Source organism: Gracilibacillus marinus (genome assembly GCF_042651725.1).
Taxonomy (GTDB): Bacteria; Bacillota; Bacilli; order Bacillales; family Amphibacillaceae; genus Gracilibacillus; species Gracilibacillus marinus.
In genome coordinates this window covers 698,503-710,780 of record NZ_JBHSDV010000001.1, presented here as the reverse complement: position 1 = coordinate 710,780, position 12,278 = coordinate 698,503, and the positions used below count along the sequence as shown (strand labels likewise).

The 12,278-nt window shown below is 34.5% G+C and carries 10 protein-coding genes; 3 read left to right on the top strand and 7 right to left on the bottom strand.

Annotation, left to right across the window (positions count from 1 at the left end; all coding sequences use genetic code 11):
- Positions 1-148: 148 nt before the first annotated feature.
- The gene (locus ACFOZ1_RS03030) at positions 149-403 is read left to right on the top strand and encodes a YhdB family protein (protein WP_390195717.1); all 255 of its coding nucleotides are present in this window, start codon (positions 149-151) and stop codon (positions 401-403) included.
- Positions 404-889: 486 nt separating this feature from the next.
- On the opposite strand, the gene ACFOZ1_RS03025 is transcribed toward ACFOZ1_RS03030, so the two are convergent.
- The 4 genes from ACFOZ1_RS03025 to ACFOZ1_RS03010 form a co-directional block, all read right to left on the bottom strand.
- Complete coding sequence (locus tag ACFOZ1_RS03025; protein ID WP_390195715.1) at positions 890-2,425, bottom strand: GNAT family N-acetyltransferase; 1,536 nt, start codon at positions 2,423-2,425, stop codon at positions 890-892.
- A 105-nt stretch (positions 2,426-2,530) separates the two neighbouring features.
- Complete coding sequence (locus tag ACFOZ1_RS03020; RefSeq protein ID WP_390195713.1) at positions 2,531-3,721, bottom strand: anti-sigma-I factor RsgI family protein; 1,191 nt, start codon at positions 3,719-3,721, stop codon at positions 2,531-2,533.
- Positions 3,718-4,431 (bottom strand): RNA polymerase sigma-I factor, encoded by a 714-nt coding sequence (sigI, locus tag ACFOZ1_RS03015; protein WP_390195712.1) that lies wholly within the window; start codon positions 4,429-4,431, stop codon positions 3,718-3,720. The genes ACFOZ1_RS03020 and sigI overlap by 4 nt, the downstream gene beginning before the upstream one ends.
- Before the next feature lie 255 nt (positions 4,432-4,686).
- Positions 4,687-5,499 carry a S1C family serine protease gene (locus ACFOZ1_RS03010; RefSeq protein WP_390195710.1) on the bottom strand — a complete coding sequence of 271 codons (813 nt, stop codon included), beginning with the start codon at positions 5,497-5,499 and terminating at the stop codon, positions 4,687-4,689.
- A 114-nt stretch (positions 5,500-5,613) separates the two neighbouring features.
- On the opposite strand from ACFOZ1_RS03010, the gene ACFOZ1_RS03005 reads away from it, so the two are divergent.
- A complete protein-coding gene (locus ACFOZ1_RS03005) occupies positions 5,614-6,162 on the top strand; it encodes a beta-class carbonic anhydrase (RefSeq protein WP_390195708.1) in 549 nt (182 codons plus the stop codon).
- A 67-nt stretch (positions 6,163-6,229) separates the two neighbouring features.
- On the opposite strand, the gene ACFOZ1_RS03000 is transcribed toward ACFOZ1_RS03005, so the two are convergent.
- On the bottom strand, positions 6,230-7,303 hold the full coding sequence (locus tag ACFOZ1_RS03000) for an undecaprenyldiphospho-muramoylpentapeptide beta-N-acetylglucosaminyltransferase (protein ID WP_390195706.1): 1,074 nt from the start codon (positions 7,301-7,303) through the stop codon (positions 6,230-6,232).
- A gap of 86 nt (positions 7,304-7,389) precedes the next feature.
- Here ACFOZ1_RS03000 and ACFOZ1_RS02995 point away from each other — a divergent pair, with 86 nt between their 5' ends.
- Positions 7,390-8,754 carry an MATE family efflux transporter gene (locus ACFOZ1_RS02995; RefSeq protein WP_390195703.1) on the top strand — a complete coding sequence of 455 codons (1,365 nt, stop codon included), beginning with the start codon at positions 7,390-7,392 and terminating at the stop codon, positions 8,752-8,754.
- Positions 8,755-9,497: 743 nt separating this feature from the next.
- Here the strand turns inward: ACFOZ1_RS02995 and ACFOZ1_RS02990 are convergent.
- A complete protein-coding gene (locus tag ACFOZ1_RS02990) occupies positions 9,498-10,919 on the bottom strand; it encodes an aldehyde dehydrogenase family protein (protein WP_390195701.1) in 1,422 nt (473 codons plus the stop codon).
- Positions 10,920-11,088: 169 nt separating this feature from the next.
- Positions 11,089-12,270, bottom strand: a complete 1,182-nt coding sequence (locus ACFOZ1_RS02985) for a NupC/NupG family nucleoside CNT transporter (RefSeq protein WP_390195698.1) — start codon at positions 12,268-12,270, stop codon at positions 11,089-11,091.
- Positions 12,271-12,278 lie beyond the last annotated feature (8 nt).

Sequence of the window (12,278 nt, the reverse complement as noted above, 5' to 3'; positions counted from 1 at the left end):
ATTCATTTTCGTTCATTACGTTCATAATAGGAATGGGGAAATAGATGATGCATCTGTTTTCACTCCATAATTTTAAAGAAATCAACTGTTATTTGCCCCTTGATTGCATGAATAATGAGATGAATTTGTTTAGATAAGGGGGATTATGATGAAGAGTATAGATTATGACAAAGCACTTTATTATACATTATGGGGGCATTGGGACGATTTGTTAGTTTTGATGGTTCGAACATCGGATAATCTTTTAGCAAAGAAAATCGAGCATTTTTTACATGCATATCATTATCCGGTATCAGAACAATGGCTCCATCAAACACATAATGAGTTGTTACATTATATTGACCACGCATTGTTAACAAACTTCGACGATGCAACAATATTAATGAGCACAGAGCGACTGTAAGAATGAAAAATGGTTGAATCAAAAGAATTCTTTCATTATAAAAATCCAATCGATTCGACTACTATTTACCGAATTGATTGGATTTTATTTGTTTGAGGTATTTCTATTTGCTTACTTTGATATTCCATAACTGCTTGAAACCACTTCGGCTTGTTATACTCTATTATCTATAACAAGCCAAAATGCTAGCACTTGCAAGCACTGTAGAACTTCACTGAGCGAAGGCGCACACTCCACTCCTATGGGCCACTTTTTCCTCTTAGATCCACTTTTCCAAGTGGTTTGTGCTTGGAAAAGTTAGCAGAAGGAAAAAGCCTATGGAAAGGGGGAATGAGCAAACCGTAGCGGAATATATGCACACAATTCATTTCCTACTTACTAAATAGAGTGGTGGTGTATCATCCTACTATTGCGAACAGTATAGTTCATATTTTTTTGCGAAGAAAAATGTTGATGTCACAATTTTATGCATACGATATTGTTTCATTAGAAATTATATTTTGTCTCAAATAAATCACTTCGCCTATCCCGCAATTGTCTTACTGTACCTGATTTCCGCTGGCGACGTAGTATTTCTAAATCTACATCCCCAACAACCACTGTTTCAATATTAGGATGACACTCGCCAATAATTCCATCTCTTGCAAATTCAAAATCAGATGGAGTAAATATACCAGATTGTGCATATTGAATATCCATATTTTCTACTTGAGTAAGATTTCCAACAGTTCCCGCAATCACTGTATATACTTGATTCTCTACTGCACGCGCCTGTGCACAATACCTGACACGTAAATAGCCTTGTCGATCATCTGTACAAAATGGAACGAATATAATATTTGCACCTTGATCAACAGCATAGCGAGTTAGTTCTGGAAATTGTATGTCATAACAGATTTGAATAGCAATTTTCCCACAATCTGTATCAAAAACATGTACTTTATCTCCTGGTTGTATTCCCCACCATTTTTTCTCATTTGGTGTCACATGAATTTTATATTGTTTTTCAATTGTACCATCACGTCGGAACAAATATGCAATATTATAGATATGCTCGTCCTCTTCAACAAAATGAGACCCACCAACAATATTCACATTGTATTTCACAGCTAAGTCTGTAAATAATGCGATGTATTCCTCTGTATATTCAGAAAGCTTTCTTACAGCTTTTGATGGGACTTTCTCATCTAAGAAGGACATGAGCTGTGTAGTGAAAATTTCTGGGAAAACTGCGAAGTCTGAACCGAAATCATATGCTACATCTACATAATATTCGACTTGTTTCGCAAATTCCTCAAATGATTCGATCTGTTTCATCATATACTGAATGACAGTAATACGCACAGGAAAGGATGTTTTAAAGTGGCGCTTCGTTCTTGGCCGATAGTCAATATTATTCCATTCCATTAATGTTGCATATTTAGCAGATGCCTTATCATCTGGTAAATAACCTGGATTTATTCTCATTACAGTAAAACCATTCATTGTTTGGAATGTCAGAACTGGGTCATAAATGTTTTTACTTGCAACCTCTTCCACATACTGTCTCGGTGTTAAACTATCTTCATATTTATGATAATTTGGTATTCTTCCACCAATAATAATACTTTTCAAATTCATTTTTCGGGCTAAATCTTTTCTTGCTTCATACAATCTTTTGCCGATTTTCATCCCTTGAAATTCTGGATCTACCATTACTTCAATTCCATATAAATTATATCCTTCTGGATTATGATTCGTAATATAACCTTCATCCGTAATGTCATCCCACGTATGTTTGTCATCATATTCATCGAAGTTAATAATTAATGACGAACAACTTCCGATAATTTTCCCATCATACTCTACACAAAATTGACCTTCTGGAAATATGGATAGATGACTCTCTAAGTGTTCTCTTTTCCATGGTGCCATATTTGGGAAACATTTTGCCTGTAAAGAAAATATTTGTTCAAAGTCATCTCGTGTAATATTACGGACAATTATCTTTTTCTCAAAATTAGAAAGTTCAATTTTTGACATGTTGTTCATCCTTTCATCTAATTATAGTACTTTAGGCTTAGTAAAAATGAAACTACTCATTAATAGTCTCATTATATAATATCAACATGCCAATATCGAAATATTTTATTCAGATTTATTGATTGAGTGTGGAGAAGGCTTTTCATTTTGACTTGAATGATGGTCCTTATCTTTATGTTTGTCTTTATTTTTTGGATGCTCAGGCTTTTCTTTTTGCTTCTTACCTGAATTAGGATGTTTTTCTTCATTGACTGCTTTAGGCCCTTTATCAGGTGGAGAAGGCACATCATTTTTTTGATGATGTACCTCTTTATTGTCACTCGATTTATTTTTTAATCTATTTGCCCGTGCTGTGTCACTTGCTTGTTCAGGTAAAGGAGGAATATCTTGATCTATTTGTTCATCCGTTTCTACAGGCTCCAACGTAGATACGTCTTCTTCCGATGGGATTGATTCATCCGTAGTTTCTTCTTCCATTATTGGCTCCGTGTTGCCCTCATTTTGTACAGAATCCGATTCAGTCGTTTCTTCTTGATTAGATGTGTCTTCTTCATGATAAAAATGGTATATAAGTTCTCTTTCTTCTTCATCTAACTCAGGAAGAGCTTCTGCTGATTCTGTACCCTTTTTTGAAAAAGACGGACTGTTCTCATCTAATTCATTAGCTGCAACTGCATTTAATGAGACTTGTTCTTCTTCCGCTTGTTCTCTTATTTCATCTGGTACTTCATATATTGCAACATCGTAAGATTTCTTTAAAAAGAATGACTCTAATTCTGTCACAACAACGGTTTGTTCACTATTGCTATTATCTCCTACATAACTAACTGCCATCAAAATAGGGGCATCTTCTTCTATTTGAAAATCTCGTCTTGCAAGTTCAATAATTTCCTCTGATAATTCAGGTAATGTCCGATTATCTAGCTGCAATTGATTTACGATTTTAATAGCGTCTTTATTCATTGGGAGAATTTCTAATACATCAAAACTTTGGTCAATAGTGATATTGATACTCGGGTTGATATCCATGCTAACAATTGCAAATGTCTCCTCATCTTCACTCCAAATATAAAATGGTGTAAAGATTAACAAACATAGTGCAACCATCGTGACAAACTTCATCTGATGTCTTTTAAAAAAAAGAAAAAAAACATCATACCTTCCTGCGAGTATTTCATATCCAACTTCCTCACCAACTTCATGTGCATGTAACTTTTTTGCTTTGTGAAACATACCAGTACGATCCATCACAATGGTATAGCGTCTTTTTTGTTCCACAATAATACCTTTTTTCACAAATCTACCCCCTCCAGGTACTCTCTTAAGAATACATAATCCCCTGTAAGGATAATAAAAATCGTTAAAATAAACTTTCGATTTCTTTCTAATGTTTTTTTGCTCACAGTTACAATTTTTAATAATTTTTTGATTGGAATCCTTTTTTTCTCTAATACGTATCCTCTTAATTCCTCATCAGCAACCAATTTTTTTGCAACCTCGATTGCAGATTCTCTAGCATCTTTATGTTTGGGAGAAATTTCAGTTAGTTCTTGAAAAGAGATTTTATACTGTCTTAATTGTTCAGACAATTCCATAATTTCTTGTTTACGATACCACGACTCTTCTTTTAATTGATGAATTTTCTTTGCTTCAGAGAACTCAAGCGGGCTCTCTACTAATTCTTCATTCTCATTAAAGTCTAATGATTGTACAGATGGTTGTCTTTGTTCCTTACGAATAAAATCAATTAAGCGTCTTTTAATAATTAATTGAGCAAATGTTAAAAACGACGCACCTTTGTCTTTAGAATAAAGCTGTATCGCTTCATGAAAAGCCATCAAACCTATACTAAATTCATCATCATTTCTTTGTATGTATCGTTTACACACATCTGCTACACATTTAGCGATATACGGATGGTATGCTTTAATTATTTCATTTTCTAATCGACGATCACCCCGTTGTATCCGTTCAATTTGATCCTCTAATGTATACTCTGTATCCATTAACTGGCTCTCCAACATATTTAGCACCACCAGTCTATATATTTATTCGAATTAAATTTATTATTTATGTCGTTTATCATATCATTCACCAGTTTATTTTTTTGCACTTTATACAGAATATATGAAAACATCCGCTCATATCTACCGTAATTAGATTACAAATAATTAAAGTTTATTATCAAAAACTAATACTTTTTTACTATTTTGTAATGAAACATAAAGAAGTGGAATATTATTCCGTTTAAAAAACTCCCCTCATTCCTGGAGAGTTTTTGATACTTCAAATACATATTCGATTGGAACAGCTAGACCTATTTTCCCGTGTTCTTCGCGATTTTGTGTTGCAAAAATTACCGCAATGACTTCACCATCTTCATTAACAACAGGACTTCCGCTATTTCCACGGTAGACTGGTGCATCTATCATATATAATGGTATATCCCAATTCTCTAAATTGGTTGTACCGATAAGTTCTCCTTCATTGGCAATTCCGTTAAATCGTAATGGATTACCGATAAATAAAACATGCTTGTCATCACTTTCTAGTTGTTGATTCAATTTATCAAAAAACGGTAGTTCTTCTCCGTCTACTTTTAGTAAAGCCAAATCGATGTCAGGAAATGATTCTACTACTTCAGCTTTGTATAATCCTTCCGATTGAAATGCAACTGTAATGGACTGCTGCTCTTCAATAACATGGTGATTCGTTAGTATATACCCATCATTACTTATAGCAAAACCTGTTCCTTTATTATTTTCCCCTTCAATAACGACAACAGCTTTTCTATATTGTTGTACGGTATCATCTTGTAGTAATTTAGCAGATGTCGTAAGAAAGTCTATTGCAGGGATAGAAAATGTCTGAGGTAAAATGGCAATGACTTGAATAAACATCGCAATAGCAATTAGCCATCCAATCCATTTTGGGAAAGACTTTTTTTCTTTTTTCTCATTTCGTTCTTTCTCTAATAATTTTTCTCGCTCTATTTGAACAAGCTCATACATTTCTTCTGGATCAATCTCTTCATACAAATCTTCATCAATAATATCCCAGTCTTTTCTTTCCATACGTCACCTCAAATACATGATGCGCTTTTCGTATAATTATACAATACATTTGATGAAATAACATTTTTCCGCTATGATTAATATGAAGCACATCATTATAGAGGAGATGGAAATATGTTACTAGATGACATTCTTGCATTTAACAAGAAATTTGTGGAAAATGAATCGTACAAACAATTTGAAACAGGCAATTTCCCAAACAAACGCGCAGTAGTGTTTACATGTATGGACACACGCTTAGTTGAACTACTACCTAATGCACTGAATATTAAAAATGGCGATGTAAAAATGGTCAAAAATGCTGGTGCTATTTTAAATGATCCTTATGACAGTACAATGAAAAGTATATTAGTTGCTGTACATGCTTTACAGGCTGATGAAGTATTCGTTATTGCACATCATGGTTGCGGAATGACGAATTTCGATGCTGGAAGTTTTCTTGAGACAGCAAAAGAACGTGGAATTAGTCAAGATGCGATTGATTCTTTACAAGTAAATCCAAATGATTGGCTAGTTGGTTTTGAGGATCCTGCAAAAAATGTAGAAAACTCTGTAAAAATTATTAAAAAACATCCTTTATTACCTGAAGGGACTCCAGTACACGGATTAGTAATTGATCCGGCAACAGGTAAATTAGATTTAGTAACGAATGGCTACAAATAATATTACATTTCAAAAAAAGAACTTTTCATACTAATTCGTATGAAAAGTTCTTTTTATTTTATAGTTTCTATTGCTCTGATGCAGCATAAATAATGTCTATTACTTTTTGCTTTGCTTCTTTAGAATGATATGTGCTCATTGTATCTTTTATTGTAAATTTGTCTTCTTTTAGCTGAAGTAACGCTTGTTTTAATGTCTCTGTTGTTAAATTTTCTTCTTCAAGTACGTTCGCATATCCTTGTTTACTGAATGATTTAGCATTTACAATCTGATCTCCTCGACTTGCTTGAAGGGAAAGCGGAATAAGCAACATAGGTTTATGTAATGCAAGAAACTCAAAAATGGAATTGGAGCCTGCTCGAGAACATACTAAATCTGTTATTGCTAGTAAGTCTTTCAACTCTTCACTTACATATTCATATTGAACATACCCTTGTCGTTCATACTCTTTGGCATAATTATTCTTTCCACAAATATGGATAATATGAAAGGAGTGTAATAATGTATCTAATCCATTCCTAACAGCTTCATTTATCTTTTGAGATCCAGCACTTCCACCCATTACGAGTAAAATATTCTTATCTGCCTTAAGACCTGTTAACTGATAACCTTGTTCTCTACTACCTGTAAACAATTCATCTCTCACCACAGCACCGATCGCTTCAGCCTTCTCTTTAGGTAAATAATTCACTGTTTCTGGAAATGTAGTCAGAACTTTTTTGGAAAAGGGAATAGCGATTTTGTTAGCAAGTCCCGGTGTATAATCAGATTCGTGAATGACTGCAGGAACTTTTCTTAATTTCGCTGCAATTAACACAGGTACGGAAACAAATCCACCTTTAGAAAAAATAACACTTGGGCGCTTCGATCCAATTATACGATACGCTTGTAATGTACCCTTCATTACTTTAAATGGGTCTTTGAAATTTTCTTTAGAAAAATACCTTCTTAATTTACCTGTTGAAATAGGATGATAAGTTACACCTTCTATTGATGTAATCAGTTCCTTTTCAATACCATTCACTGATCCAATATAGTCTACTCGCCAACCATCTTTTAAAAATTCAGGGATTAACGCAATATTCACCATTACATGACCTGCTGTACCGCCACCTGTAAAAATAATTTGTTTCTTTTTCATTTATATCTATACCTCGCTTTTTTACACTCTTCTTCACAAATATATGATATAATCTCCATTACTACAATGGAAGAAGGAAATGCATAATGTATCAAACAAAAAACTTCAAAGAAAAACTTAAGCTATTTATGATTATACTTATACCTATTCTAATCACGCAAGTAAGTATGTATGCGATGAACTTTTTTGATACGATCATGTCAGGTCGTGCAGGTGCAAGTGACCTTGCTGGTGTAGCCATTGGTTCAAGTATTTGGACACCAATATCTATGTGGATTGTCGGTATTCTAATGGCACTATCACCAATCGTTGCTCAAATGATAGGCGCAAGGGAAGACAAGAAGATTCCATTTGTTGTTCAACAAGGAATCTGGTTATCTGTCATTCTTGCAGTAGGTATTATTATTATTGGATTTATTGCAATAAATCCAGTATTAGAATTAATGGATTTAGAAGCCCGAGTACAACATGTAGCTAAATTCTATTTAATCTCAATAGGGACAGGCGTATTACCTCTATTTGTGTATAATTTATTACGATGTTATATCGATGCATTAGGCCACACTAAAACATCGATGATGATCTTACTCATTTCGACACCAATTAATATTGTATTAAATTATATCTTTATTTTTGGCAAATTAGGGGTGCCTGCATTTGGTGGTATAGGAGCTGGAATTGCTTCCTCTCTTACTTATTTTATTATGATGTTTTTATCCATTTGGATTGTACACACAATTAGACCATTTCGAGAACATAAAATTTTCAAAAAAGTTGTGAAACCATCCGTGAAAGAATGGGTGGAAATGATGAAAATAGGCGTACCGATTGGTTCTTCTATCTTTTTTGAAACAAGTATCTTTTCAGCTGTAACGTTTTTATTAAGTGTATATAGTACATACACCATCGCTGCACACCAAGCTGCAATTAACTTTGCCTCACTGCTTTATATGATTCCACTTAGTATTTCCATGGCACTGACTATTGCAGTTGGATTCGAAGTAGGGGCGAAAAGATTACAAGACGCAAAAACTTATGCTTATACAGGTATTGGTGTAGGAATGTTCATTTCAATTGTCAGTGGCGCGATTATCTTTTTATTAGATGATCAAGTTGCATTCCTTTATAGTGAGGAAAAGGAAGTATTAGAACTAACGAAACAATTTCTCTACTATGCGATTTTCTTTCAATTTGCTGATGGTATCGCTGCTCCGATTCAAGGTGTACTTAGAGGGTATAAAGATGTCAATATTACATTTTGGTTGTCACTAGTATCTTATTGGCTGATTGGACTTCCAAGTGGTTGGATTTTTGCAAACTATACAAACTTAGACGCATTTGGATATTGGCTCGGATTAATCATAGGATTATTCGCCGGCGCTATCATGCTATATAGCAGAATGTATTATTTACAACGAAAGTTAAAACAAAAGCTACAAATGGCCGATTAGAAACGTAGCGACTGGAGAGAATCAAACAAAATAAAGGAATCACGATGAGCTTGCGAATCGATGATGACTTATTGATGGTTGATTATCGAAGTCGCCTAGTTTCTGGCCACTTGTACTAGACGAAACAAAAGCTACAAGTGGCCGATTAGATGAAATAATTTGTCTGCGTAGAACCCGCTCCGGCTTGTCCGTTTCCCTTTCCGTGGGTTTTTACCCTAAGCTAACTTTTTTAGCAGAGGTCGCTAAAAAAGTGGATCTTAGGGTAAAAACATCCCACAGGAGTGGAAACGGACGCCTATGCTTTTTATACTCTACCCCTTTTGTAAGTATAAAAATGTTGGCTATATTCCATATAGGCTATGATTTTGTCTTTTAATTACGTATCATAACGAACAAAACAAGCTCATATCTATAACAATCTAAAATATAAGCACTTACAAACATTGTAGAACTTCAATGAGCATAGGCGCCCACTTCCACTCCTATGGGATTCTTTTTCCTGAAGATCCACTTTTCCAAGCGGTTTGTGCTTGGAAAAGTTAGCTGAAGGAAAAAGCCCATGGAAAGGGAAGTGGGCAAGCCGGAGCGGTTACAACGCACATATAAAAATTCAAAATTACCAGATAGAGTTATATACGAATAAAATCCAAACGCTTCGGTAAATAAGTTTCGAATCGTTTGGATTTTTGTAATGGTATAATTCTTTTGTCTCCATCTCTTTCTAGCTAACTTTATCACACACCTTATCTTAAATTCAGCACTATCAATTTCTCTTCTGTCATTTCATTAATAGAGTATTTTGGCCCTTCTTTACCATTTCCACTGTCTTTCACCCCACCATATGGCATTAAATCTACTCGATACTGCGTGCCATCATTGACCATAAATCCACCGACTTCGATTGCTTTTGCCACATGAAATGCCGTATCAATATTTTGAGTGAATATGCTGCCTTGTAGGCCATAATTAGAGGCATTTACCTCTTTTATACAGGCATCTATATTTTCAAATTCCATTATCGATACTACTGGGGCAAAGATTTCTTCACAAACAACTTTCATCTTACTACTTACATTTGTCAAAACAGTTGGTTCTAGTAACGCATTCGTTCTCTTACCACCATGAGCGATTTCTGCACCATTATCCACAGCTTCCTTAATCCACTCTTCTGCTCGCTCTGCTTCTTTTACAGAAATCATCGGACCGACATCCGTCACTTCTTCATTTGGATTACCAATATGAAGCTTTGAAATTTCGTGCAAGAACGATGCTAAAAATTCTTCTTTTATCGATTCATGTACATAAATTCGTTGCACAGATATACATACTTGACCTGCAAACGCAAAACATTGACCAGCTAACGTTTTTGCTGCAAATGCCACATCCGCCTCTTTATCAATAATTACAGGCGAATTATTACCAAGTTCTAATATCAATTTGTTTAATCCCGTTTCTTGCTTTAACTTTAGACCAACTTCTGCACTACCTGTAAAAGTATACAAATTAATTCGTTTATCCTTCATCATTTCATTTCCTACAGTAGATCCTGAGCCAACTACAACTTGCAGCAATCCTTTTGGCAATCCTGCTTGTTCTAGAATTTTAGCCAATTCTAATGCTGAAAGTGGTGTTTTACTCGCTGGCTTTAATACAACTGCATTACCAGCTGCTAATGCTGGGGCAACTTTATGTGCAACTAAATTTAATGGGAAATTGAATGGACTGATTGCTCCAACAACCCCAACAGGTTGACGTATCGTAAATGCAAGACGATTCTCAGAGCCTTTTGCTGCATCTACCGGCACACCTTCTCCGCTTATCCGCTTTGCTTCTTCTGCAGCAAGAAGAAATGTTTCGGCAGATCGCTTAATCTCTGCTCTAGCTTGTTTTAATGGTTTACCTGCCTCTTTTACAATAATTTTTGCAAGTTCTTCTTCTTTTTCTAACATTAATACGGATGTTTTCTGAAGTACTTCATATCTTTCATATGGTGTTAACTTCTTTGTTTGAAATGCTTGTTTAGCACTTGTGATTGCTTGATCAACTATTTTTTCATCTGCCTTGCTTACATGTGCGTATACTTCTTGTGTATATTTATCAAGTACTTCTATTTTCTCATTAGTTTCTTTCCACTCACCGTCTATATATAATGAATATGTATTCATTCTTTCACCTCATTTAAATTATTGGTATTACTGTAATAATTCCACGGATTTACTACATTAAACATAAAACGCTTTAACAATTTATCATACAACAAGCCGAACAAATGCTTAATCCTATGCATTCACTCGGCTTGTAATTTTTCATTATTAAATTAATTCAAAGTTTCGATTATAAAAATAAACCTGCAATCGTTGCGGAAAGTATAGATCCAAGTGTTGCTCCGATTAATAATTTCAATCCGAACTTAGATACAGCTGCACCTTTTTCACTATCAATCCCTTGAACTGTACCTGCAATAATACCAATAGAAGAGAAGTTAGCAAAACTTGTTAAAAATACGGAAACAATCCCTACTGTCTTTTCAGAGAATGTACCTACAAGTGGTTGTAACTCTAACATTGCAACAAATTCATTCGTGATAATTTTTGTCCCCATAATTCCGCCGGCTTGTAATAACTCATTTGGAGAAATCCCCATAAGGAAACCAATTGGATATAAAATATAACCTAATATTTGCTGTAATGTTACACCAGAAAAGATAAAAGAAATAACGGCATTTACTAATTCTAATGACGCGATAAATGCAATAAGCATTGCTGCAACGATTAACGCAATACGTCCACCATCTAATGCTCCATTTCCCATTGCCTCAAAAAAACTCTTCGCTTCAGATACATTTTTTACATCCACTTCATCATTTTCTGCTTTAACATTTACTGGCGCGATAATGGAACCAATGATTAATGCACTAAACATGTTTAATGGAATTGCAACGAGTACATATTCTGCTGGCAGCATTTGCATATATGCACCAATAATGGATGCAGAAACTGAACCCATTGCAGATGCACTGACAATATATAATCTATTATTATTTAAGTGATGAAATTGTGATTTTATCGCAATCAATGCTTCTGATTGACCAAAAAACATACTATTTACTGCATTAAATGATTCCACCTTAGGTAGGCCAGTTATTTTCGATATAAGCCAACCGATGTATTTGATAATAAACGGTAAGATGCGTAAGTATGTTAATACAGACAAAATAGTAGAGAAGAAAATGATAATCAGCAGTACATTAAAGAAGAATACACCTTCTCCTTCAATACCACCAACTACAAAATTCACACCTTCAGTACCATAAGCAATTAACTTATTAAAAATATCAGAAATCCAATTAATGATTGCCTCTCCGATTGGTGTCATAAACATGAACCATGTTGTTAAGACTTGTGCTAGAATCATAATTCCAACACCTATAAAGTTAATGTTTTTGCGATCATTACTCATCAAATAGGCAACAGCTATAACAAATAAAATTGCAACAATCCCCAAAAGAATACCCATCTAATTTC

Coding starts and splice junctions, on each gene's coding strand:
- ACFOZ1_RS03030 (WP_390195717.1), top strand. CDS start 149: ATGAAGAGTATAGATTATGACAAAGCACTTTATTATACATTATGGGGG.
- ACFOZ1_RS03025 (WP_390195715.1), bottom strand. CDS start 2,425: ATGTCAAAAATTGAACTTTCTAATTTTGAGAAAAAGATAATTGTCCGT.
- sigI (WP_390195712.1), bottom strand. CDS start 4,431: ATGGATACAGAGTATACATTAGAGGATCAAATTGAACGGATACAACGG.
- ACFOZ1_RS03010 (WP_390195710.1), bottom strand. CDS start 5,499: ATGGAAAGAAAAGACTGGGATATTATTGATGAAGATTTGTATGAAGAG.
- ACFOZ1_RS03005 (WP_390195708.1), top strand. CDS start 5,614: ATGTTACTAGATGACATTCTTGCATTTAACAAGAAATTTGTGGAAAAT.
- ACFOZ1_RS03000 (WP_390195706.1), bottom strand. CDS start 7,303: ATGAAAAAGAAACAAATTATTTTTACAGGTGGCGGTACAGCAGGTCAT.
- ACFOZ1_RS02995 (WP_390195703.1), top strand. CDS start 7,390: ATGTATCAAACAAAAAACTTCAAAGAAAAACTTAAGCTATTTATGATT.
- ACFOZ1_RS02990 (WP_390195701.1), bottom strand. CDS start 10,919: ATGAATACATATTCATTATATATAGACGGTGAGTGGAAAGAAACTAAT.
- ACFOZ1_RS02985 (WP_390195698.1), bottom strand. CDS start 12,270: ATGGGTATTCTTTTGGGGATTGTTGCAATTTTATTTGTTATAGCTGTT.